The sequence below is a fragment of the Nonomuraea sp. NPDC050310 genome (genome assembly GCF_040655795.1).
Taxonomy (GTDB): domain Bacteria; phylum Actinomycetota; class Actinomycetes; order Streptosporangiales; family Streptosporangiaceae; genus Nonomuraea.
In genome coordinates this window covers 335,191-358,507 of record NZ_JBFAKP010000001.1, presented here as the reverse complement: position 1 = coordinate 358,507, position 23,317 = coordinate 335,191, and the positions used below count along the sequence as shown (strand labels likewise).

Annotated in this window: 21 protein-coding genes; 10 read left to right on the top strand and 11 right to left on the bottom strand. The window is 72.0% G+C overall.

The genetic code is table 11. The features are described 5' to 3' along the window. Positions 1-16 precede the first annotated feature (16 nt). The 4 genes from AB0I67_RS01870 to AB0I67_RS01855 all read right to left on the bottom strand — a co-directional run bounded on the left by AB0I67_RS01870 (position 17) and on the right by AB0I67_RS01855 (position 5,408). Positions 17-1,492, bottom strand: a complete 1,476-nt coding sequence (locus tag AB0I67_RS01870; RefSeq protein WP_357916010.1) for a DUF885 family protein — start codon at positions 1,490-1,492, stop codon at positions 17-19. Between the two features lie 84 nt (positions 1,493-1,576). Beyond that, entirely contained in the window at positions 1,577-2,833 is a 1,257-nt protein-coding gene (locus tag AB0I67_RS01865; RefSeq protein ID WP_357916008.1) for an MFS transporter, read from the bottom strand. 141 nt (positions 2,834-2,974) lie between these two features. Further along, positions 2,975-3,973 (bottom strand): LacI family DNA-binding transcriptional regulator, encoded by a 999-nt coding sequence (locus AB0I67_RS01860; RefSeq protein WP_357916005.1) that lies wholly within the window; start codon positions 3,971-3,973, stop codon positions 2,975-2,977. Between the two features lie 52 nt (positions 3,974-4,025). Continuing rightward, positions 4,026-5,408: a pyridoxal-dependent decarboxylase gene (locus AB0I67_RS01855; RefSeq protein WP_357916002.1), complete on the bottom strand. Its 1,383-nt coding sequence runs from the start codon at positions 5,406-5,408 to the stop codon at positions 4,026-4,028. 64 nt (positions 5,409-5,472) lie between these two features. On the opposite strand from AB0I67_RS01855, the gene AB0I67_RS01850 reads away from it, so the two are divergent. Together AB0I67_RS01850 and AB0I67_RS01845 are read left to right on the top strand one after the other, a co-directional pair. Further along, on the top strand, positions 5,473-5,946 hold the full coding sequence (locus AB0I67_RS01850; RefSeq protein WP_357915999.1) for an Lrp/AsnC family transcriptional regulator: 474 nt from the start codon (positions 5,473-5,475) through the stop codon (positions 5,944-5,946). 288 nt (positions 5,947-6,234) lie between these two features. Beyond that, positions 6,235-6,975 (top strand): N-acetyltransferase, encoded by a 741-nt coding sequence (locus AB0I67_RS01845; RefSeq protein WP_357915996.1) that lies wholly within the window; start codon positions 6,235-6,237, stop codon positions 6,973-6,975. 37 nt (positions 6,976-7,012) lie between these two features. On the opposite strand, the gene AB0I67_RS01840 is transcribed toward AB0I67_RS01845, so the two are convergent. Then, positions 7,013-7,444, bottom strand: coding sequence for a VOC family protein (locus tag AB0I67_RS01840; RefSeq protein WP_357915993.1), 432 nt, complete (start codon positions 7,442-7,444; stop codon positions 7,013-7,015). Positions 7,445-7,453: 9 nt separating this feature from the next. Then, positions 7,454-9,124, bottom strand: a complete 1,671-nt coding sequence (locus AB0I67_RS01835) for a GMC family oxidoreductase (RefSeq protein WP_357915990.1) — start codon at positions 9,122-9,124, stop codon at positions 7,454-7,456. Between the two features lie 58 nt (positions 9,125-9,182). Between AB0I67_RS01835 and AB0I67_RS01830 the strand changes: the two genes are divergently transcribed. After that, positions 9,183-11,375, top strand: a complete 2,193-nt coding sequence (locus AB0I67_RS01830; RefSeq protein WP_357915987.1) for a protein kinase — start codon at positions 9,183-9,185, stop codon at positions 11,373-11,375. Further along, positions 11,372-13,354, top strand: coding sequence for a beta-propeller domain-containing protein (locus AB0I67_RS01825; protein ID WP_357915984.1), 1,983 nt, complete (start codon positions 11,372-11,374; stop codon positions 13,352-13,354). The genes AB0I67_RS01830 and AB0I67_RS01825 overlap by 4 nt, the downstream gene beginning before the upstream one ends. Here AB0I67_RS01825 and AB0I67_RS01820 read toward each other — a convergent pair. The 3 genes from AB0I67_RS01820 to AB0I67_RS01810 all read right to left on the bottom strand — a co-directional run bounded on the left by AB0I67_RS01820 (position 13,341) and on the right by AB0I67_RS01810 (position 17,130). After that, a complete protein-coding gene (locus AB0I67_RS01820) occupies positions 13,341-14,549 on the bottom strand; it encodes an MFS transporter (RefSeq protein ID WP_357915982.1) in 1,209 nt (402 codons plus the stop codon). The genes AB0I67_RS01825 and AB0I67_RS01820 overlap by 14 nt on opposite strands. A gap of 9 nt (positions 14,550-14,558) precedes the next feature. Then, positions 14,559-16,298, bottom strand: a complete 1,740-nt coding sequence (locus AB0I67_RS01815; protein ID WP_357915979.1) for a glycerol-3-phosphate dehydrogenase/oxidase — start codon at positions 16,296-16,298, stop codon at positions 14,559-14,561. 61 nt (positions 16,299-16,359) lie between these two features. Beyond that, on the bottom strand, positions 16,360-17,130 hold the full coding sequence (locus AB0I67_RS01810) for a DeoR/GlpR family DNA-binding transcription regulator (RefSeq protein ID WP_357915977.1): 771 nt from the start codon (positions 17,128-17,130) through the stop codon (positions 16,360-16,362). Positions 17,131-17,218: 88 nt separating this feature from the next. Here AB0I67_RS01810 and AB0I67_RS01805 point away from each other — a divergent pair, with 88 nt between their 5' ends. From AB0I67_RS01805 to AB0I67_RS01790, 4 genes are read left to right on the top strand one after another with little or no spacing between them, the layout of a single operon-like run. Then, positions 17,219-18,085, top strand: coding sequence for an SIS domain-containing protein (locus AB0I67_RS01805; protein ID WP_357915974.1), 867 nt, complete (start codon positions 17,219-17,221; stop codon positions 18,083-18,085). Then, the gene (gene nagA, locus AB0I67_RS01800) at positions 18,082-19,206 is read left to right on the top strand and encodes an N-acetylglucosamine-6-phosphate deacetylase (protein ID WP_357915971.1); all 1,125 of its coding nucleotides are present in this window, start codon (positions 18,082-18,084) and stop codon (positions 19,204-19,206) included. The genes AB0I67_RS01805 and nagA overlap by 4 nt, the downstream gene beginning before the upstream one ends. Continuing rightward, the gene (locus tag AB0I67_RS01795) at positions 19,206-20,102 is read left to right on the top strand and encodes a 1-phosphofructokinase family hexose kinase (protein WP_357915968.1); all 897 of its coding nucleotides are present in this window, start codon (positions 19,206-19,208) and stop codon (positions 20,100-20,102) included. Before nagA ends, AB0I67_RS01795 begins: the two co-directional genes overlap by 1 nt. Positions 20,103-20,114: 12 nt before the next feature. Then, positions 20,115-20,936, top strand: coding sequence for a class II fructose-bisphosphate aldolase (locus AB0I67_RS01790; RefSeq protein WP_357915965.1), 822 nt, complete (start codon positions 20,115-20,117; stop codon positions 20,934-20,936). Here AB0I67_RS01790 and AB0I67_RS01785 read toward each other — a convergent pair. Continuing rightward, positions 20,933-21,358, bottom strand: a complete 426-nt coding sequence (locus AB0I67_RS01785) for a GNAT family N-acetyltransferase (RefSeq protein ID WP_357915962.1) — start codon at positions 21,356-21,358, stop codon at positions 20,933-20,935. The two genes, AB0I67_RS01790 and AB0I67_RS01785, sit on opposite strands and share 4 nt — an antisense overlap. Positions 21,359-21,402: 44 nt before the next feature. Continuing rightward, positions 21,403-21,969 carry a TetR family transcriptional regulator gene (locus AB0I67_RS01780; RefSeq protein ID WP_357915959.1) on the bottom strand — a complete coding sequence of 189 codons (567 nt, stop codon included), beginning with the start codon at positions 21,967-21,969 and terminating at the stop codon, positions 21,403-21,405. Positions 21,970-22,041: 72 nt separating this feature from the next. On the opposite strand from AB0I67_RS01780, the gene AB0I67_RS01775 reads away from it, so the two are divergent. Then, complete coding sequence (locus AB0I67_RS01775) at positions 22,042-22,620, top strand: dihydrofolate reductase family protein (protein WP_357915956.1); 579 nt, start codon at positions 22,042-22,044, stop codon at positions 22,618-22,620. Between the two features lie 70 nt (positions 22,621-22,690). Further along, entirely contained in the window at positions 22,691-23,314 is a 624-nt protein-coding gene (locus AB0I67_RS01770; RefSeq protein ID WP_357915954.1) for a hypothetical protein, read from the top strand. Positions 23,315-23,317: the final 3 nt, after the last annotated feature.

The window sequence follows — 23,317 nt, the reverse complement described above, 5'->3', positions numbered from 1 at the left end:
ACGCTTGGGGACGACGTTAGAGGATCCGGTCCAGCAAGCCAAGCGGCGGCGAGCCCAGCTCCAGCATCGCGGCGTGGAACTCCTTCAGCGACCGGCCCTTCGCCCGCTCGCGGAGGTCCATGATCAGCAGCTTGCCCCAGGTGTAGCGGCCGTAGGTCGGGTCGAAGGTGGCCCGGCGGGCCTCCGACAGCGCGGCGGGCCCGGCGAGGTGCGTGTCGCTCTCGAAGCGGCGCGCGCCCTCCTCGACCGTCATCTGCCCGGTGTGCACGCCGATCGCGCAGGCCAGCCGGGTCACCCGGATGAGCGCCTCCAGCCAGACGCCGATCTCGAAGCGCGGGTCGCCGTCCTGGAAGCCCTGCTCGACGCAGAGCTCCTCGCCGTAGTGCGCCCAGCCCTCGGCGAAGGAGCTGGACAGCAGCAGGCGCCGCACGTCGGAGGAGACGTGCCGCAGCGCGCGGCCGTGCGAGAAGTGGCCGGGCGCGACCTCGTGCACGTTGATGGCCGGGAGCGTGGTGTCGCTGAACACCTCCAGCCACTCGTCCTGCTCCTGGCGCGACCAGGTCGGCTCCGGCGGGGTGATGTAGTACCAGGACGGGCCCTCCGGCTCGCCCGGCGCGTTCCAGCTCATCATCGCCATCGCCCAGCGCCGCGACTCCGGCGCCAGCCCCACCCGGCACTCGCCGTCGTGGAAGGGGACCAGGTCCTTCTCCCGGGTGAAGGCGATCGCCGCCTCGGTGCCGGCGCGGGCCGCCTCGATGACGCCGTCGGCGTCCGGGTGCTGCTCCACCAGGTCGCGGGCGACGTCCAGCGGGTCGCCGTCGCGGCCCAGCCGGCGGCAGGACTCGGCCAGGCGGGCCATGAGCCGGTCGCGCTCGGCGTCGGCCCGCGCGGCCAGCGCGCCGAGGTCCACCTCCAGCCCCTCGCTCGCCCCCATCAGGCGGGCCAGCGCCGGGGCGCCGAGCGAGGCGTCGGCCGGGCCGTGCTCGGCGGCGTGCGCGACGTGCTCGGCCAGCCGGGCGTGGGCGGCCAGCGCCGCCGGGTCGGTGATCCCGGCCGCCAGGCCGCGCACCGCGCCGAGCGTCGCCCGGGCCACCGGGGCGCTCACCTCGTCGAGCGAGGCGATGGCCATGTCGACCGCCTCGGGCCAGCGCGCCAGGTGGGCCGCCTTCGCCGCCGCCCGCTCGGCCTCGGGGGCGTACTCGCGGTCGTAGCAGGCCAGGTCGAGGTTGCTCGCGTGGATCAGGGGGTTCTTGCGGTGCAGGCCGAGTTCGCCGTACTGCACGCGGAAGGCCTCCTCGAAGACCTCCAGGTGGGCGGCGTCGTAGGGGTCGGCGGGCGCCTCGCCCTGGCCGAGCCGCGCCAGGCCCGCCCGGACGCCCTCGGGTGAGAGGTCCTGGATCCGGCCGTCGTATTCGTGCCGGCCGCCGTGCTCCCTGGCCTCGGGCACCATCAGGTCGGCGGCTGCGCGCAGGCGCGCGTCGAGTTCGGTCATGCCCCGACGGTATGCCCTCCGGCGCCTGCCGTACCGGCGGGGACGAGCCCGGCCACGGGCGGTGGCCGGGCTCGCGCGCGGGCTCTAGCGGACGCCCCTGATCTTCATCACCCCGAACGAGGCGATCAGCGAGATGACGATGCCGACGATGAAGAGTGAGGCGTAGCCGCCGAGGTTGAGGACGACGAAGGCGGCGATGGCCGGGGCGAGGATCTGCGGGCCGGCGTTGGCGATGTTGATGACGCCGAGGTCCTTGCCGACCTCGTGCGCGTTGGGCAGCACCTTGGTCACCAGGGCCATGTCCACCGCGCCGTAGATGCCGAAGGCGATGCCGTGCACCACGTTGTAGATGATCATGCCTTCGAAGGTCGGCATGAGCAGCGGGATGACCAGCGAGACCGCGGAGGCGATGCCGGCGATGAGGGCGAAGAGCCGGAAGCGGTTGACCCGGTCGGACAGCGGCCCGACGATCACCACGGCGGCGATGGTGGAGACCTGGCCGATGAGCATGAGGATGCCCATCTTCTGCACGACCTCGCCCTTGGGGATGCCGATGAACTCTTCCAGCAGGAAGAAGTTGAAGGTGAAGATGATCATGTAGCCGGCCATGACCCCGAAGCGGGACAGGAAGGCCCAGGCGAAGTCGCGGCTCTTGAGCGGGCGGACGAAGCCGGCGAAGAACTGGGCCAGGTTGAGCGGCTGCGGCGGCAGGTCCCGCGAGTCCTTGTCCGGGCTGCCGAAGACGATGAGCAGCGCGGCGGCGGCCAGGACGACCATCACGATGTAGTACGCGCCGCCCTGGGCCAGCTCGGGGTAGGCGATGAAGACGATCGAGGTGACCACGGTGGCCAGCGGGACGCCGAGGCCGACCAGGCCGGAGAAGGTCCCGTAGCGGCGCTCGGGCACGCGGTCGGGCAGGATCGCGGTGACCGCGGCCTGGTAGCCGTTCATGATGGCCTGCACCGCGGCCCAGCTCAGGCCGAGCATCAGGACGGTGCTCGCGCTGGCCTGGACGGCCAGGGCGATGATGCCCAGGGCGACGCAGCCGAGGATCCACGGGGAGCGGCGGCCGAAGCGGGAGCGGGTCCGGTCGGAGATCTGGCCGAAGACGGGGTTGGCGATCGTCGCGAGCAGCGGGCCGATGGTGTTGGCCAGGCCGAGCGCGGCGACGTTGTTCTCCCCGGTGATGCGCTGCACGTGGGCGGGCAGGACGAAGGCGCCGACCGTGAGCCAGAGGAAGAAGACCGCGGCGTTGGCCACCGGGAGCGTCACGTACAGCGGGCCGAGGCGGAATCCGGGAGTGACGGCCGTGGGGGGAGCAGCACCCTGCACTTGCTTCATGGGGGCAGGACCTTCCTGATCAAACGCGTGGTGATACGTATCACCCGACGATTGCTCTGGACTGTAGGTCGCCCGGGCACGCCTGACAAGGCACCGTGCCAAGTTGTTACCGCGCGGCACCCGGCCGGCGTAGCGAGATGATCAGGCGCTGTCGCGCGCCACGAGCAGCGGCCGGGCCAGCGTGATCACTTCGCCCGCCTCGAACTCCCGCTCGCCCCGGATCACCGCGTCCAGCAACGCCACCAGCTCGGCGGGCGTGCGGGTCGGCTGGAAACCCACGCTGGTCAGCCTGGGCCGCATCAGCTTGGCGATCGGCAGGTCGTCGGCCCCGACCACCGCGACGTCCTCCGGCACCCGGACCCCGGCGTCCTGGAAGGCGCTGATCAGCAGCATCGCGTACTCGTCGTTGTAGGCGAAGATCCCGTCGGGCAGGTCGTCCCGTACGGCCAGCCGTCCCGCCTCGGCCTCGGAGAAGGCCAGGTCGATGCGCTCGGCCTGCGGCGCGACCTCGCGGACGCCACGCCAGCGGGCGGCGCCCATCTCGTCGATGCCCTCCTCGCGCGGCACGATCGCCGCCAGCCTGCTCCGGCCCCGTGCGAGCAGGTGGCGGGCGGCGAGCGCGCCGATCTCCCGGTGGTCCATGACCACCGAGGGCACCAGGTCGGAGGGACCGTCACCCATGCCGAGCACCGCCCGCGTGCCGGAGGACCGCAGCAGGTCCACCGACGCCCGGGTGAGCCGGTCGGTGTCGACCAGGATCGCCACCGGGCGCAGCTCGGCCCAGACCTTGGCCGCGGGCACGCCCTTCAGCCGCCGCTCGCCGTAGTGGACCATCGTGTAACCGCGCTCGGCCAGCTCGTCGCCGATGGCGTCGAGCCAGCTCGCGGCCAGCCGTCCGGTCCGGGCGGCGGGCAACGGCATCAGCACCAGGCCGCTGTGGCCGGTGCGCAGCGCCCGGGCGCTGGCGTGGGGCACGTACCCCAGCCGGGCCGCCGCCTCCCGCACCCGCTCCCTGGTCTTCTCGCTGACCCGGGCGTTCGGGTTGTCGTTCAACACGTAGGAGACGGTGGCCTGGGAGACACCCGCGGCGCGCGCCACATCCACACTGGTCGGCGGTCGCCGTTGGATATCGTCGGTCACTCCTGGCATGCTACCAACAGCTTATACGTATAATTCGCTTCTCGGTGGCCTGTCAACCCGCCGCCTCGACCGCGTCCAGCAGGGCCTCCATCGTCGCGTCGCCGGTCGCGGGAGCCATCACCGAGACCCGCAGGTGCCGCACACCGTCCAGCTCGGCCGAGCTGAGGTGGAAGGCGCCGGCCGCCATCAGCCGCTCCCGGATCTCCGCCTGGTCGCCGCTGCCGTAGCGGAAGCAGACGATGTTGCTCTCCGGCTCGTACGGGAAGGTGAAACCGGGCCGCTCCCGCCCGAGCTCCCACAGCCGGTGCGCGGTGGCGTACTGCCGGGCCACGTACTCCCCCAGGCCGTGCTCGCCGCGCCAGGCCAGGTTGAGGAAGACCTTCAGGCCCAGCCCGCCCTTGGTGCACTCGACGGTCCGGTTGATCAGGTCGAAGCCCTGGTCGCCGTAGAAGATGTAGCTCGCCTCCTGCTGGAAGGCCGCGTCCAGGTCGGCCTCCCTTCTGGTCAGTACGGCTGCCGCCAGGGAGGAGGTGCGGAGCATCTTGTGCGCGTCCCAGACCACCGAATCGGCCAGTTCCACCCCGTCCAGCAGGTGGCGGAGGCCGGGACTGAGCAGCGCCGAGGCGCCGTGCGCGCCGTCGACGTGGAACCACACGCCACGCTCGCGGCACCACTCGCCGATCGCGCGCAGGTCGTCGTGGAGTCCGGTGCCGGTCGCGCAGGCGCCGGCGACCAGGGCCAGCACGCGGCGGCTCTGGCCGGAGCCGGTGCGCAGCCGCCCATCCACCACGTCCGGAAATCTCGTGACATCGAGGCGGCCCAGCCGGTCGGTCGGCAGCGTCACCATCGCCCGGCGGCCGAGCCCCAGGATCGACACCGAGCGGGCCACCGAGTAGTGCGCGGACTCGGGCGCGAGGACCACCACGTCCCCGGGCACCCCCTCCTCCCAAGCTTCAGGTACGGCACGCGCCCGCGCGGCGAGCAGGGCGGTGAGGTTGGCCAGCGACCCGCCGTGCGTCAGCACGCCCCCGCCCTCGGCGAAGCCCACCTTGCCGAGCATCCACCGGATCACCTCGAACTCGACGGTCGCCGCCGCCGCGCCCATCTCGTAGATCGCCATCGGGTTGTTGATCGTGCCGTGCACGAAGTCGGCCAGCGCGGCCGGGAAGTCGGGCGAGGCGGTCTGGTGGGCCAGGAACCCCGGGTGGTGCAGACGGGTGCCCTCGGCGAGGAAGTCGCGCAAGAAGGGGCGGTAGGTGTCGGGGGTCATCCCGCCCTTGGCGATCCAGTCCGCGAGGCCGAGCCGTTCGGCCAGTTCGCGGGGTGGGCGGCGGCGGAGGACCGGGGGCGTGCCGCTCTGGCTGGCCGCTACGTAGGCGGCGAGTTCCTCGACGGTGATGCCGGTGGCTGTAACGAACTCCTCAATACTCCACATAACCCGAAATATGAGTGAGTGGCGGGGTCTGGTGCTAGATCGGGCGAATAGGAGGGCAGGGGCGGTGCATAACGCCGAACTGGATTCGATCGATCTGGCCATTCTGGCCGAGCTGCAGAACGACGCTCGGCTGCCCAACAAGGACCTCGCCGCGCGGCTCGGGGTCGCTCCGTCCACCGCGCTTGAGCGGGTGCGGTCGTTGCGCCGGCGTGGGGTGATCACCGCTTTCCGTGCCGAGGTGGATCTGGCCCGGCTCGGGCGGCCGTTGGAGGCGCTGCTCGCGTTGCGGGTGCGGCCGCACACCACCCAGCTCGTCGAGCCGCTCCGGGCCTTCGTCTTCGGGTTGCCGGAGACGATCACCATGTTCCATGTCGCCGGGGCCGAGGACTTCCTGGTGCACGTCGCCGTCCGGGACGCCGACCACCTGCGGCGGCTGACCCTGGAGCACTTCCTGGTGCGGCCGGAGATCGTGCACCTGCAGACCACGCTCATCTTCAAGACCGAACACCAGCCCATCCAACGCCCAGCCACCCCCTGAACCGCCCCCTGAGAGGTGGAGGCCCCCGAGCCCCTTGCGACCCACCCGCTGACCGGGCGGAGGCCAACGGACCGCCAGCCGAGCCCCCTTAGGCCGCCCTCTGACCAGGCGGAGGCCAACCGACCACCCGCCCACGCCACCCCCTACCGGGCGGAGGCCAACCGACCGCCCGCGCCCGGGCACCTCTGAGTGAGCAGCCCGTGCGGCCTTTCAGTCGCCCCCTTGAGCGGCGGAGATCACTGTGAAATCGGTTGAGGGTGAACGGGCGGGGCTGGCACGATCATGGATATGGCCCTGCGCGTCACCACTCTCGCCGAACGTCCCCATCTCGCCGACGCCACGGCGGACATGCCCAGCGCATGGCCCATGTTCATGTTGAACGACCCGATGGCCGACCTCTACTACCCGTTCTGCGCACGCGACCACGCCGAGCACATCCTGGTCGCCGACGACGACACCGACCCCGACGTCCCGGTGGCCCGCGCCTACACGGTGCCGTTCGCGCTGGCCGGGGACGAGTTGCCGGACGACGGCTGGGACGGGGTCATCCGCCGCAGCCACCTGGCCAAGGAGCGCGGCCGGGAGCACGACCGCATCTCCGCCCTGGAGATCAGCATCCGCCCCGACCTGCTCGGCAAGGGCCTGTCGGGAGTGATGCTCGACGCCATGCGCGGCAACGCCATCCGGCTCGGCTTCAGCGAACTGGTCGCGCCGGTCCGGCCGAACCAGAAGCACGTCGAGCCCGAGACGCCCATGGAGGAGTACGCCTTCCGCACCCGCGAGGACGGCCTGCCGTACGACGCGTGGCTGCGCGTGCACGTGCGGGCCGGCGCGCGGATCGCCAAGGTGGCGCCGCGGTCGATGACGATCAGCGGCACGCTCGACGAGTGGCGCGGCTGGACGGGCCTGCCGTTCGACACCCCGGGCCAGCAGATCGTGCCCAAGGCGCTCTCCCCCGTGCACGTCGACCTCGTCCAGGACCACGCGGTCTACGTCGAGCCCAACGTGTGGGTCGTGCACACGCTCTGACGGCCCCCGCCGGTCGAAGAATCGTGCCCCCGGCCGGTCAGGCCACGCAGAACTCGTTGCCCTCCGGATCGGTCATGGTGATCCACTCGGTCGGCCCCTGCCGGCCCTCGTGCAGGAAGGTCGCGCCGAGCCCGGCCAGCCGCTCCGCCTCGGCCTTGATCTTGTCGGCCCCCACGCGCACGTCGAGGTGGACCCGGTTCTTCACCGTCTTGCCCTCGGGCACGAGCTGGAAGAGCACCCGCGGCGCCCGCTCCAGGCCCTCGGGATGCCGGATCGCCGCGCCCTCCTTCCACACCAGCGCCCCCTTGTGCACCAGCGTGTCGGACTCCGTGGCATGGCCCTGCTCGACCATGCTCCGGATGAAGGCCTCGTCCTGCTTCTCCACCTCCCAGCCCAGCGCCTCGGCCCACCAGTCGGCCAAAGCGTGCGGGTCTGCGGAGTCGACGGCAACCTGGAAGTCGTAAGCCATGAGGGAACCTTAACCAGCGGGTCTGACAGAAAACCTGAGCGCGCCCGGCGCCGTGGCGGGCACCACGGGACTGCGCGGGCCCACCGGCTCCACCCGCCGGTACGGCAGGCCGGGCGCGGGCCGCGGGTCGGCCTCGCCCAGGTTGGGCCAGAAGGACATCGCCCGCTCGGCCTGCGCGGCGATGGTGAGCGACGGGTTGACGCCGAGGTTGGCCGAGACCGCCGAGCCGTCCACGACGTGCAGGCCGGGATACCCGAAGACCCGGTGGTAGGGGTCGATCACGCCCTCGTCGGCCGAGGCGCCGATGACGCAGCCGCCGAGGAAGTGCGCGGTGGTCGGGATGTCGAACAGGTCGAGCCAGGTGCCCCCGGCCACCCCGCCGACCTCCTCGGCCGCATGCCGTACCGCCTCGTGACCGGCGGGGATCCACGTCGGGTTGGGCTCGCCGTGGCCGGGCGAGGCCCGCAGGCCGAAGCGGCCGCCACGGACGATGAGCGAGTTGTCCTTGGCCTGCATGACCAGGGCGATCACCGTACGGCGCGACCAGTCGCGCAGGTTGAGCAGGCGGGCGGCACGCAGCGGGTCACGGGCTACCTCGCGCAGGAAGGCCGCCCAGCGCCGCCGGCCGCCGTCGATGAGGAGAGTGCGCAGCAGGCCCATGGCGTTGGAGCCGTCGCCGTACCGCACCGGCTCGATGTGCGTGTCGGCCGTGGGGTGGATGGAGGAGGTGATCGCCACGCCCCGGTTGAGCGGCTCCTCCCCCACCGCCGGGCGCTCGACGCCGAGCAACGCCTCGGAGTTGGTGCGGGTCAGGTGGCCGAGCCGGGCCGACAGCCCGGGCAGGCTGCCGTCGGCCCGCAGCCGGTGCAGCAGCCGCTGCGTGCCGTACGTCCCGGCCGCGAAGACCACCTCCCGCGCGGTGAAGGTACGGCGGAGCCGCCACGACCCGGTCTTGCGCACGGTGATCAGGTAGCCGCCCTCGGACCGGGGCCGGACGGAGGTGACGGTGCACTCCGGGTAGACCTTGGCCCCGGCGCGTTCGGCGAGGTAGAGGTAGTTCTTGATGAGCATGTTCTTGGCGCCGTGCCGGCAGCCCGTCATGCACTCGCCGCACTGGACGCACCCCCGGCGCTCCGGCCCGGCGCCGCCGAAGTAGGGGTCGACGCCGTCCTCGCCGAAGTAGACGCCGACCGGGGCCAGGCGGAAGGTGTCGCCGCAGCCCATCCGCTCGGCGACCTTGCGCATCAGCGCGTCGGCCGGGGTGAAGGCCGGGTTGGTGACCACGCCGAGCATGCGCCGGGCCTGGTCGTAGTAGGGGGCCAGCTCGGCCCGCCAGTCGGTGATCGAGGCCCACTGCGGGTCGGCGAAGAACGGGTCGAGCGGCTCGTACAGGGTGTTGGCGTAGACCAGCGACCCGCCGCCCACCCCGGCTCCGGCCAGCACCATGACCTTGCCGCCCGCCTCGCCGCGCAGCACGTGGATGCGCTGGATGCCCTTGAGGCCGAGCCACGGCGCCCACAGGAAGTCGCGGGCGTGCCAGGAGGACTTGGGCAGCGTCGACTCGTCGAAGCGGCGGCCCGCCTCCAGGACCGCGACGCGGTAACCCTTCTCGGTCAGTCGCAGCGCCGAGACGCTGCCGCCGAAGCCCGAACCGATCACCACGACGTCGTACTCGCTCACGGTGCCTGAGCTTAGTTCGTTTGTTCAGACCGGAAGGCTCAGGCAAGAATGACCCACTATGACGCTGTTTGCGCCGCTCAACGCATCGGACCCGGAGAGACTGGGGGACTACGCCCTCCTCGGCCGGCTCGGTGAGGGCGGGCAGGGAGTCGTCTACCTCGCCACCGCGCCCGACGACCGGCAGGTCGCGGTCAAATGGCTGCGGCCCGAACTCGCCGGGGACGAGGTGAGCGTCACCCGCTTCCTGCGCGAGGTGCACGTCGCCGAACAGGTGGCGCCCTTCTGCACCGCCGCGGTGCTGGCCAAGGGCGTGGCACAGGAGCGGCCGTTCATCGTCAGCGAGTACATCGAAGGGCCGTCGCTGCAGCGCATCGTCCTCGACGACGGGCCGCGCAGCGGGAACGGGCTGCTGCGGCTGGCCATCGGCACCGCGACCGCGCTGGCCGCGATCCACCAGGCGGGGATCGTGCACCGGGACTTCAAGCCGGCCAACGTGCTCCTCGCCGCCGACGGGCCCCGGGTGATCGACTTCGGCATCGCGCGGGCGCTGGACGCCAACGTCACCATCAGCAACATGCCGGTGGGGACGCCGTCGTACATGGCGCCCGAGCAGATCATGGGCGAGAAGGTCGGGGCGGCGGCCGACCTGTTCTCGTGGGCGAACACCATCGTGTACGCGGCCACGGGGCGAGCGCCGTTCGGGAACGACACCATGCACGCGGTCATCAACCGGGTCCTCAACCAGCCGCCCGACGTGAGCGCGCTGGAGGAAGGGCCGTTGAAGGAGGTCGTGCTGGCCTGCCTGGCCAAGGACCCCGGCGCCCGGCCCACTGCGGAGCAGGTCATCCACCGGCTGCTCCACCACCCCACCGCCCTACCCGACGCCGCCGCAGCCGCCGCCGGCCCCCCATCCCTCGCCGGCCCCCACGCTCCCGGTTATCCCGACCACCCGGGCGGGCCTGGGCGCTCCGGGGCGCTCGCACAGCCCACTCCCCCGCCCGGCGGCCACCCGGGCGCGCCCCAGGGGTGGGTGGGGGAAGTGGGACAGGCTGGAGGCCCCGCGAGCCAAGGCGGGCACCCCGCAGGACAGGGCCGGGGTCCCGTGGGTCAGGGCGGGGGCCCCGGGCGGGCTGGGCGGGGAGGCTGGAGCGGGAGGCGGGGGCTGGTGATCGGGGCGGCGGCGGCGTTCGTGGCGGTCCTGGTGACCGGCCTGCTCCTGATCGCCCCCTGGAGCGCGGGAACCCAGGAGCCCCAGGTCGCCAAGCCACCCCCCGGCGGACCCACAGAACAGCCGGGTAAGCCATCCGACGGTTCCTCCAGGCAACCAACCAAGCAGCCCACCCAGCCCCCCACCGAACAACCGAAGCCCAAGACCAAAGCCACCCCCGTCCCCCTCCCCGGCGGCAAGGCGACCCTCTACGAGACCCGGGACGACCCCGTCCGCCTGACCTCCTACGAGATCCGCAACAGCGACGGCGAGTGGGTGGACTACGCCCGCGCCTCCCTGACCGGCAAGTTCGCCACCTATCCCGCCCACTGGGAGTCCCTCGTCTCCCCAAACGGCCGCTACCTGGCCGGCCGCGCCCGCGACTACACCCCCGACGGCTACGACCCGGTGATCATCACCGACCGCGAGACCGGCGCCCGCCACACCGTCAAAACCGTGAAACGCCCGCTCAACGCCAGCCTGCGGGCCTGGTCCAAGGACGGCACCCGCCTCCTGCTCAACGTGGAGCGCAACGTGGGCGGCGAGTGGGCCAACCTCGGCTTCACCGTCATCGACGTCCGGTCCAAGAAGGCCAGTACGGTCACCACCAAGGGCCGCTCAGCCTTCGGCTGGAACGGCGCCGGCGACGGCGTGGTGAGCTGGGACGCCGAGGCCGGCGCGCTGCAGTTCCTCGACCTGTCCGGCCGGCTCCGCCGTACCGTCAAAGAGGTAGGCACCCTGCCGGCCGGCACCGACCGCCTCTTCTCCCCGTCGGGCCGGAGGTTCGTGACGACCTGCGCGGACGGCCGGCACTGCGTCTGGGACACCGCGACCGGCGAGAACACCACCCGTTTCACCTCCGACTGCGACAAGGTGCTCGGCTGGTTCGACGAGAACAGCCTGTACTGCTGGGAGCTGGACAATGGCCGCCGCCACGAGGTTCGGGTGGTCGGTTTCGACGGCCGGGCCGACCGCCTGCTGCTGGAGAGCGAGAAGGGCTTGGAGCTGAGCCCGGTGTTCACGCTGAACCATCCGACGTCATGACGCGTGTTAGGGACATGAAGCTGATCCGCACGGCCGCCGCCTCGGCCGCTCTCGCCGCCGCCTGTGCGGCCTGCACCGCCTCGCCGGGTTCTGAGCAGGCGGCTCCGCCGCGTTCCACGGTCGATCTGAGCGCCAACATCCGCCTGGTCGCCTACGACAGTTGCGAGGATCTGCTGGGCAAGTTGCGGGAGAAGGCCGCCGAGCAGGTCGGGCCGTACGGGTTCGGGATGGGCGGTTTCCCGGAGGCGTACGCGCGTTCGGACGTGCAGCCGGCGCAGGCCGACACCGCCATGGCGGAGGGCAAGTCCTCCGACTTCTCCTCGACGAACGTGCACGAAGCCGGTGTGGACGAGCCCGATCTGGTCAAGACGGACGGCAAGCGGGTGGTCACCGTCTCCAAGGGCGTGCTGCGGGTGATCGACGCGGCCACCCGCCAGGTGACCGGCACGCTGAACCTGGTGGACGACGAGCAGGACGCCTACATGCCGGCCAACCTGCTGCTCAGCGGTGACCGCGCGCTGGTGCTGACGCAGGACAGCCAGGTCTCCGGCGGGACCTACCTCGCCGACTACATCGCCCCGACCTCGCCCCGCTACGTGCTGGTGGACCTGTCCGGCGAGCCCAAGGTGATCGGCACCATCAAGACCTCCGGCACGCACGTGGACGCCCGGATGGTCGGCTCGACCGTCCGCCTGGTCACCCGGAACATGCCCAACATCACCTTCCCGCAGGCCAAGGGCGATGTCCCGGAGTCGGAGCGCAAGAAGGTCAACCAGGGCGTGGTCCGCCAGGCGCCGATCGAGGCCTGGCTGCCGAAGATCCAGATCACCGACGCCTCGGGCGCCGAGCGCAGCGCGAGCGTGCCGTGCGAGCGGGTCAGCCACCCGCAGGACTACACCGGCACCTCGATGCTGACCATGCACACCATCGACCTGGCCCAGGGGGTGACCGCGGCCGGCACCGACCCGTCCAGCCTGGTCGCCGACGGTGAGACCGTCTACAGCAACGGCACCGGTTTCTACGTCGCCAGCAATCCCCGCTGGTGGTGGCCCGGGCCGATCATGTTCCGCGGCGGCGCGGAGAGCTCGGCGAGCGCTTCGCCGGTGCCGCCGGAGGAGACCGAGGTGCACCGTTTCGACATCAGCCGGCCGGGCGCGCCGCGTTACGTCGCGAGCGCCAAGGTCCCCGGCCGGCTGCTGAACCAGTACTCGCTGTCGGAGCACGAGGGCCACCTCCGGGTCGCGACCACCCTGTCGAACGGGGGCCCGCAGCCCACCCAGCCGCCCGAGGACGCCAGCTCCAGCGGCGTCTACGTCTTCAAGACCGACACCATGCACAAGATCGGCGAGGTCACCGGCCTGGGCAAGGGCGAGCGCATCTACTCGGTGCGTTTCATGGGCCCGACCGGCTACGTCGTCACCTTCAAGCAGGTCGACCCGCTCTACACCCTCGACCTGCGCGACCCCGCCGCGCCCAAGGTCACCGGCGAGCTCAAGATCACCGGCTTCTCCGCCTACCTGCACCCGGCGGGCGAGGGACGGCTGATCGGCCTGGGCCAGGAGGCCAGCGAGAAGGGCCGCACGCTCGGCACCCAGCTCTCCCTGTTCGACGTGCGCGACCCGGCCAACCCGACCCGGCTCTCCCAGCTCTTCCAGAAGGACTCCGGCTCCGAGGCCGAGTGGGACCCGCACGCCTTCCTGTACTGGCCGAAGACCGGCCTGACCGTGGTGCCGCTGAACAGCTACAACGCCAAGGGCGTCAACAAGAGCGGCGCGCTGGTGCTGAGCGTGACCGACTCCGCGGTGACCAAGCTCGGGATGATCAGCCACCCGAAGGTCGAGCAGAAGGACTACACCTACGAGCCCGGCATCCAGCGCAGCCTGGTCATCGGCGACTCGTTGTGGACGCTCTCCGAGGTCGGCTTCAAGATCAACGACCTGGCGACGCTCACCGAGCAGGCGTTCGTCAAGCTGGGGTAGGCACCTCCAGCTCGCGCAGGGCGCGGCTGCCCGCCATGGCGGCGCAGACCACCACGAGCAGCCCGCCCAGCGCCAGCAGCGCGCCCGAGCCGCCGAGCGTCTCGGCGAGGGTCCCGCCCACCAGCGGGCTCAGCGGGACCAGCGCCATCGCGCTGGCCTGCAGCAGGGCGCTGACCCGGCCCATCATCTCGTCCGGCACCAGGGTGGACAGCAGCGTCTTCAGCACCACGTTCAGTGCCGGTACGGCCAGCATGCCCACCGCGATCGGCACCACCGGCCAGTACCGGCCGAGCGGCAGCGCGGCGAGCATCATGCAGCCGGCGAAGAGCGCGATCACGGTGAGGAAGAGCGGCCCGGCGGGCAGCAGCCGGCTCACCCGCGCGGCCAGGAGCGCCCCCGCCAGCCCGCCGACGCCCAGCGAGCCCACGACCACCCCGGCCGCGGTCGCCTCCCCGGCCCGCACGATCAGCGGGATGATCATCGAGTTGAGCATGAGGTTGGCGCCGAGCCCCAGCGCGATGGCCGCCCGGATGCCGGGCTGCCGCCACAGCCAGCCGGCCGCCTCGGCCACGTCGGCCCGCATGCTGCGCCGTTCCCGCGGCTCCCCCTCGGGCCGGCGCGGCACCCGCGCGGCCAGGACGCACGCCGCCGAGATCAGGAAGCTGATCGCGTCCACCAGGAACGGCAGCGTACGGCTCGCCGCGAACAGCAGCCCGCCGAGCGGCGGCCCGGCCAGGTTGGCGGCGTGCGAGCGCGCCTCGTCCTGCGCGAAGGCGGTGGGCAGCTGCGCCGCCGGGACCACCGCCCGGATCGCGGCCTGCTGCGCCGGCTCGAAGAAGGCCAGCGCGGCACCGCCCACCACGGCGGCTCCCAGCACGTGCGCCACCGAGACCCCGCCGGCGTAGTCGGCCACCACGACCGAGCCCCAGGCGGCGAAGGCCACCAGCTCGGCCCCCACCAGGATGCGCCGCCGGTCGAGCCGGTCGACCCAGACCCCGGCCGGCAGCGAGACCAGCGTGCCGGCCGCCATCGCGAGGAAGCTCACCAGGCCCGCGTAGGCCGCCGAGCCGGTGATGCCGAGCAGCAGCAGCGGCACCGCGATCCCGCTGATCGACGAGCCCAGCGCCGAGGCGGTGCCGCCGAGCCACAGGAGGTGGAAGCTCCGGTTTCGCCGTAACGGCGGTAAATCAGCCACCAGTTCCTTTTAGCGCATCCGTTCCGGAACCACCACCGGAACGATCTCCGGAGCGCCGAGCCGGATCGCGTCCGCCTCCTGGTCGCTGTCCTGCTCCTGCGAGCGGCGCTCGGCCTCCACGCGCTTGGTGAAGTACTCGACCTCCCGCTTGACCTGCTCGGCGTCCCACTCAAGTGGCCCGGCCAGCAGTTCGGCGGCCTCCTGGGCGACGGCGACGCCGCGGTGGAAGGTCTCGATGGAGACATGCGTGCGCCGGGTGAGCACGTCGTTCAGGTGGCGGGCGCCCTCGTGCGTGGCCGCGTAGACGACCTCCGCGCGCAGGTAGTCGTCGGCGCCCTGGAGCGGGCGGCCCAGGTCGGGGTCGGCGACGATGAGCTCCAGGACCTCCTCGATCAGCGAGCCGTACCGCTGCAGGAGGTGTTCGATCCTGGCCACGTGCAGGCCGGACTCGTGCGCCAGCCGGTGCCGCGAGTTCCACAGCGCCTGGTAGCCCTCCGCCCCGGCCAGCGGGATGCGGTCGGTGCACGAGGGCGGGACCCGCTGGTCGAGGCCGTGCGCCACGGCGTCGACCGCGTCCTTGGCCATGACCCGGTAGGTCGTGTACTTGCCTCCGGCGATCATCACCAGGCCGGGCACCGGGTGGGCGACGACGTGCTCGCGCGAGAGCTTGGAGGTCTCCTCCGACTCGCCCGACAGCAGTGGCCGCAGCCCGGCGTAGACGCCTTCGACGTCGTCGCGGGTGAGCGGCACGCTGAGCACCGCGTTGACGTGGTCGAGCAGGTAGTCGATGTCCACCCGCGAGGCCGCCGGGTGCGCCTTGTCGAGCGTCCACTCGGTGTCGGTGGTGCCGATGATCCAGTGCCGGCCCCACGGGATCACGAAGAGCACCGACTTCTCGGTGCGCAGGATGATCCCGGTCAGCGAGTGGATGCGGTCGCGCGGGACCAGCAGGTGGATGCCCTTGGAGGACTTCACGTGGATCTGGCCGCGCCCGCCGACCAGCTCTTGGATGTCGTCGGTCCAGACGCCGGTGGCGTTGACCACCTGCCGGGCGCGGATCTCGACCTCGCCGCCCTCCTCCAGGTCGCGCACCCGCACGCCGGTCACGCGCTCGCCCTCGCGCAGGAAGCCGACGACCTGGGCGCGCTGCGCGACGTGCGCCCCGTAGGCGGAGGCGGTGCGCAGCAGGGTCATCACGTAGCGGGCGTCGTCCACCTGGGCGTCCCAGTATTGGATCGCTCCCGTGAAGGCGGTACGGCGCAGCGCCGGGGCCAGCCGCAGGGCACGCGTACGGGACAGGTGGCGGTGCGCCGGAACGCCCCTGGTCAAGCCGGAAGCGTAGCCCAAGGTGTCATAGAGCGCCACGCCCGCCCCGACATAGGGACGTTCCCAGCCGTAGTGCGTCATCGGGAACAGGAACGGCACCGGCCGCACCAGGTGCGGGGCGATGCGCTGGAGCAGCAGCGCTCGCTCCTGCAAGGCCTCGCGCACCAGCTCGAAATTGAGCTGCTCCAGGTAGCGAAGCCCGCCGTGGATCAACTTGGACGAGCGCGAGGAGGTGCCGGAGGCGAAGTCCCGCGCCTCCACCAGGCCCACGTCCAGGCCACGCGTGGCGGCGTCGAGCGCGACGCCCGCACCCACCACGCCACCGCCGACCACCACCACGTCGAGCTCACGGGTGGCCATGGCGTCCAGAGCCGCCGTGCGCTCGGCGGGTCCAAGTCGAGCGGTGCCAAGTCTTGCCGTCATCGAAACCCCCAGGTGTCGCGTCTGCGTCCGAAACGTACCCGCTTTGGGGGTGGTCGAGCGATCAGGCCCTGATGACCTTGACCCCCGCGTCAGTGAACCGCGAGGCCTGCTCTTCCGGCAACCGCTCGTCGGTGACGAGCGTGTCGATCCGGGACAGTTCGCAGATCCGGGCGAAGGCCCGCCGGCCCACCTTGGAGGCGTCGGCGACCACCACGACCTGGGCGGCCCTGCTGATCAGCAGGCTGTTGACGCTCGCCTCGCCCTCGTGGTGGGCGGAGGCGCCCTGCTCGACGTCGATGGCGTCGACGCCGAGGAAGGCGACGTCGAGGGTGACCTGGTCGAGGATGCCGTTGGCCAGCGGCCCGATCAGCTCGTAGGACTGCTGGCGGGCGACGCCGCCGGTGACGACGATCTTGACGTGCTGCCGGACGGCCAGCTCGGCGGCGATGTTGAGCGCGTTGGTGACGATGGTGAAGCCCGACTCCAGCGAGGAGCGCGTGGCCAGGTTGCGGGCCAGCTCGGAGGTGGTGGTGCCGCCGTTCATGCCGACCACCGCGCCGGGCCCGACCAGCTCGCCGGCGGCGGCCGCGATCCGGTGCTTCTCATCGGCGTGCCGGGCGGTCTTGTAGCGCAGGGGCAGGTCGTAGCTGACGCTCTGCGCCACGGCTCCGCCGCGGGTGCGCATGAGCATCTGCTGCTGCGCTAGTTGGTCGAAGTCCCGCCGCACGGTGGCCGTGGAGACGTCCAGCGCCTCGGCAGCCTGCTCGACCGAGAGCCTTCCCTCCTCGGCGAGGAGGGCGAGAATCGCGTTCCATCTGTCGTAGCGACTCATGCGCCAAGACTAGCGAAACCCGGCCCTGCCCAAATCTGCAGCTTTGTGCTATAAAATTGGCAGAAACAAGCATCTATGGAGGTAAGTGGTGGCCACCCACACCGAGGCCGAAATCGCGTCCCAGCCCGACTGCTGGGAGCGCGCCGTCGAGAGCGTGCCCACCGACGCCCTGCCCAAGCCCGGCGAGCGGGTCGCCGTCGTCGGCTGCGGCACCTCCTGGTTCATCGCCATGGCCTACGCCACCCTGCGTGAGCAGGCCGGACTCGGCGAGACCGACGCGTTCGCGGCCTCGGAGTTCCCCTTCGGCCGCCGCTACGACCGGGTGCTCGCGCTGAGCCGGTCCGGCACCACGACCGAGGTGCTGGAGCTGCTGCGCCGTAGCGACCTCAAGGCGACGGCGATCACCGCCGACCCGAACACGCCGATCATGACGCTGGCCGACCAGGTCGTCGTGCTCGACTACGCCGACGAGAAGTCGGTCGTGCAGACCCGGTTCGCCACCACGCAGCTCGCGCTGCTGCGGGCCAGCCTGGGCGAGGACCTGACCGGCGCGATCGCCGACGCCCGCGACGCGCTGGCCGCGCCGCTGACCGGCGTGGAGGCCGAGCAGTTCACCTTCCTCGGCGCCGGCTGGTCGGTCGGCCTGGCACAGGAGGCGGCGCTCAAGATGCGCGAGGCCTCCCGCTCCTGGACCGAGGCCTACCCGGCGATGGAGTACCGGCACGGCCCGATCAGCATCGCCGGCCCCGGCCGGGTGACCTGGATGCTCGGCGCCGCCCCCGAGGGCCTGCGCGAGCAGGTGGAGGCGACCGGCGGCACCTTCCTGGAGTCGGGCCGCGACCCCATGGCCGAGCTGGTGCTCGCCCAGCGGGTGGCGGTCGCCCGCGCCTTCGCCCGCGGACTGGACCCCGACGAGCCGTTGCACCTGACCCGATCTGTGATTCTTTCTTCATGAGCCTCACACTGACCGACGCGCTGATCGTCACTCCCGACGAGACCCACGAGGGCTGGCTGACCATCGAGGACGGCCGGATCACCCACGTGGGTCATGGCGCGGCCCCCCGCCCCGGGCACAGCCTCGGCGGCAAGCACGTCCTGCCGGGCTTCGTGGACATCCACAACCACGGAGCCGCCGGGGGTTCCTTCCCCACCGGCGACCAGGCCGCCGCCCGCACCGCGGTCGAGCATCACCGCCGGCACGGCACCACCACGCTGGTCGCCTCGCTGGTCACCGGGCCGCTCGACGACCTGGCGGCGGCCGCCTCGTCGCTGGCCGACCTGTGCGAGGACGGGCTGCTGGCCGGCCTGCACTTCGAGGGCCCGTACATCAGCAAGGCCCGGTGCGGCGCGCACAACCCCGCCCAGCTCCGCGAGCCGAACGTGGCGGAGGTCGAGCGGCTGATCAAGGCCGGCCGCGGCCACGTCCGGATGCTCACCATCGCCGGCGAGCTGCCCAATGCCCTCGACGTCATCCGCCTGGCCGTCGCCGAGAACGTGCTGGCCGCGCTCGGCCACAGCGACGCGACCTACGAGCAGACGCTGGTCGGCATCGAGGCCGGCGCCCGCGTGGCGACCCACCTGTACAACGCGATGCCGCCGCTCGGCCACCGCGCCCCCGGCCCGATCGCCGCCCTGCTGGAGGACCCGCGGGTCACCGTCGAGCTGATCAACGACGGCGTGCACGTGCACCCGGCCATGCTCAAGCTCGCCTACGCCGCCGCCGGGCCCGCCCGCACCGCGCTGATCACCGACGCCATGGCCGCCACCGGCCTCGGCGACGGCACCTACCTGCTCGGCTCGATGGAGGTCCAGGTCAGCGCGGGCGTCGCCCGGCTCACCGAGGGCGGGTCCATCGCCGGCAGCACCCTCACCATGGACGAGGCCCTGCGCCGCTCGGTCCGCGAGGTGGGCCTCAGCCTGCCCGAGGCCTCCGTCGTCGCCTCGCTCACCCCGGCCCGCGTGCTCGGCCTCGACGCCGAGATCGGCTCCATCGCCGTCGGCAAGCGGGCCGACCTGGTCGTGCTCGACGCCGACCTGTCCGTCGACACCGTCATGAAGCAAGGCGCCTGGATCTGATGATCGTCACCGTGACGCTGAACGCCGCCCTCGATGTCACCTACCAGGTCGGCGAGGTCGACTGGGAGGGCGTGAACCGCGTCCGGTCCGTGCACCGGCGAGCCGGCGGCAAGGGCGTCAACGTCGCCCGCGTGCTGGTCGCCCTCGGCCAGGAGGTGATCGTCACCGGCCTCGCCGGCGGCCTCACCGGCCAGGCCATCAAGGCCGACCTGGAGGCCTCCGGCCTGCCCGACGCGTTCGTCCGCGTCGCCGGCGAGTCGCGCAGCACCCTGGTCGTCGCCCCCTCCCACGGCGGAGCCGCCCTGTTCAACGAGCCGGGACCCGAGGTCTCGGCCGCCGAGCTGGCCTGCTTCCTCGACACCTTCGACGGCCTGGCCAAAGGCGCCCAGGCCGTGGTGGTGTCCGGCAGCCTGCCGCGAGGGGTGCCCACCGATGTCTACGCCGAGATCGCGCGGCGGGCCGCCTGCCCGGTCATCGTCGACGCCGACGGCGAGGCCCTGCGCCAGGCCGTCCCCGGCCGCCCCGCGCTGATCAAGCCGAACGCCGAGGAGCTCGCGCGGGCCGTGCCCGGCGCCTCGCCCGAGGAGGCCGCCCGCCACCTGATGGCCGAGGGCGCCGGGGCCGTGGTCGTGTCCATGGGCGCCGACGGCCTGCTGGCGGTGACCCCGGAAGGCGCCTTCCGTGCGCGCATGCCGTACCGGGTGGAAGGCAACCCGACCGGCGCGGGCGACGCGCTGGTCGCCGGGCTGGCCCTGGGCCTGGTCGGCGGCGAGCCCTGGCCGGAGCGCCTGCGCCGCGCGGCGGCGCTGGGCGCGGCGGCCGTGGCCACCCCCGTCGCCGGGGAGATCGACCACGAGGTCTTCTCCGAGCTGCAGCCCAAGATCGTGATCGAGTAAAGGGAGCCCCAGATGCCTCTCGTCGGAACCGGCGACATTCTCGCCAGCAGCCCCCACGGGGCGGGCGCGTTCAACGTGATCCTGCTGGAGCACGCCACCGCCATCGTGGCCGGGGCCGAGGCGGCCGGGCTGCCGGTCATCCTGCAGATCAGCGAGAACTGCGTGCGCTACCACGGCGCGCTGGAGCCGATCGCCGCCGCCTCGCTGGCCGTGGCGCGCGCGGCGAAGGTGCCGGTCTCGGTGCACCTCGACCACGCCACCGACCGCGCACTGGTCGAGCAGGCCGTCGAGCTGGGCGTCGGCTCGGTCATGTTCGACGCCTCCGCGCTGTCCGACGAGGAGAACGTGGCGCAGACCGCCTCGGTCGCCGAGTGGTGTCACGCCCGGGGCGTCTGGGTGGAGGCCGAGCTCGGCGAGGTGGGCGGCAAGGACGGCGTGCACGCGCCCGGCGCGCGCACCAAGCCGCACGAGGCGGTCGACTACGTGGCCCGCACCGGCGTGGACGCGCTCGCCGTCGCCGTGGGCAGCTCGCACGCGATGACCACCAAGGACGCGGTGCTCGACCTCGGCCTGATCGCCGAGCTGCGCGCCGCCGTGCCCGTGCCGCTCGTCCTGCACGGCTCGTCCGGCGTGCCCGACGAGACGCTGCGCGAGGCGGTACGGCACGGCATGAAGAAGATCAACATCGCCACGCACCTAAACAAGGCGTTCACCGGCGCGGTCCGCGAGCACCTGGCGGCCAACCCGTCGAACGTGGACCCGCGCAAGTACGTGAAGGCCGGCCGCCAGGCGGTGGCCCGCGAGGTCGAGCACCTGCTCGGCGTGCTCGGCTAGAGCTCCTTGCGGAAGTGCACGGCCTGGCGGCCCTTGAGCCCGACCACGCCCTGCGACACGTACCCCAGGGACTCGTACAACCGGATGTTCCTGGCCATCTTGACGTTGGTGTAGAGGCGCAGCGCGCTCAGCCCGAGCCGCCGCGCCTCCGCCTCCGCGAAGGCGAGCAGTTCCCGCCCGATGCCCTGCCCGTGCAGCCCCGGGCGGACCGCGACGTTGTCCACCAGCAGCACGTCCGGCTCGGGGATCAGCACGATGAGCGCCCGGTCGCCGTCGAGGTGCACGTGACCGGCCTCGATCAGCGCGCGGTAGTCGGACTCCAGCGGCAGCGGCGGCGTGCCGATCACCTCGATCCACGGCTCGTAGGCCGCCCGCACGATCTCCTCGACGGTCTTCCGGTCGTCCTCGGTCGCGATCCGCATGGCCGCGATCCTAGCCAGAGCGGAACGGCGGGCCGCGACCCCGGTCAGAGCACTCGTTCGACGGCGGCGTCGACCAGCCTGCGGACCTCGTCCTCGGTGAAGATGTCGGGCAACGTCAGCCGCTCGACGATCAGCCAGTTGAGCGCCAGGTACAGCAACAGCACCGAGGTGTCGTCCCCCGGCAGGCCCGAGGCGGCCTGGTAGGCCAGGTTGGCGTCGATGTCCTCGCGGATCCGCTTGGTCAGCACCGCCCGCAGCTCCGGCCGCCGGGTCGCCTCCAGCCGCAGCTCCAGCAGGGCCAGGTAGCCCGAGCGGAAGGCGGTGATGCGCTCGACCAGCTCCTGCATCAGCTCCACGTAGCGCTCGCGGGTGCGCGGCCCGGTGTGCCCTTCGGCCAGGGTGGCGTCGTCCGGCAGCAGCCGCTCGTAGATCCGGCCGCCGGCCTGGGTGAACAGCTCGTCGCGGTTGGCGAAGTAGTTGGACGCCGTGCCCGGCGGGACCTCCGCCTGGGCGTCCACCGCGCGGAAGGTCAGCCCGCGGGCGCCCTCCCGGGCCAGCACCTCGATCGCCGCGTCCACCAGCGCCTGCCGGCGTTCCGGATTCTTCCGCATTGACACCACTCCACATGTAGTACTACGGTGAAACCACTCCAAACAGAGTACTCCAAACGAAGTGAGATGCATATGCGAAAGCTCGTGTACTACGTGGCCCTCACCATCGACGGCTACATCGCCGGCCCCAGCGGCGAGGTCGACTTCTACCCCGTGGCCGACGACATGATGGCGTGGATGAACGAGCGTTACCCCGAGACCGTGCCCACCCACGTGCGCAAGATGGTGGGCATGCCGGTGGACACGCCCAATGTCAGCTTCGACACCATGGTCATGGGCCGCGGCACCTACGACCCGGCCTTGGAGCACGGCATCACCAACCCGTACGGGCACATGCGCCAGTACGTGGTCTCCACGACGCTCGGCGAGATCGCCGACCCCGCCGTGGAACTGGTGACCGGCGATCCCGTCGAGCTGGTGCGCGAGCTCAAGGCGGAGGAGAGCGACAAGGACGTCTGGCTGGCCGGTGGCGGCAAGCTGGCCGGCTCGCTCTTCGCCGAGGTCGACGAGCTGGTGATCAAGTCCTACCCGGTGGTCGGCGGCGCCGGCCTGCCCGCCTTCGCCGGCGGGTTCACCCCGACCGCGTTCACGCCGACCGCGCGTCAGGAGTTCAGCAACGGCGCCCAGGTCACCTGGTTCAGCCGCGCATGATCGGGAGCACGGGTGCCGGGGTGAACCACCCGGCACCCGCCCTCGTCAGTAGGGTGTGACCTTCCGTCTAGTGGCCCTTCTCGGCTTGATCGCCTCGCTCGTCCTGGCGAGCCCGTCGGCCGCGTGCGCCTGCAAGTGCGTGCCTTTCACCCTGGCCACCGGGGTGCAGAATCCCGTCATCTTCTCGGGGACCGTGACCACCAGCCGCCTGAGCGGCAACCGGGTCGTCGTCACGCTCGCCGTGGACCGCGTCTACAAGGGCAAGCCGGGCCGCACCGCCCGGGTGACCACCGCCACCGAGTCCGCCGCGTGCGGCTTCTCCTTCGCCAAGGACCGCCGCTACCTGGTCTTCGCCACCGAGCAGGACGGCCTCCTGGCCACCACGAGCTGCGCCGGGACCCGCCGGATCAAGCCCGGCCCCGGCCTGGTCCCCGCCGGTGCGGCCTTCGGCGACCCGTTCCGCGAGCAGGAACTCCTCGCCGCCCTCGGCCCGGCCGCCTCGGGCACCGAGCGCCCCGAGACACCGGCCAAGCCCACCTCCAGCACGGAACGTCCCGCGGAGATGGCGACCACGAGTCCGGTGGCGGCCTCCTCGGGAACCGGCACCACGCCGGCCGTCGTCGGCGGCGCCGCGCTCCTGCTGGCCCTCGGCCTCCTGCTCGTCCTCAGGCTTCGCCGGAACCGATCGGAGTAGACC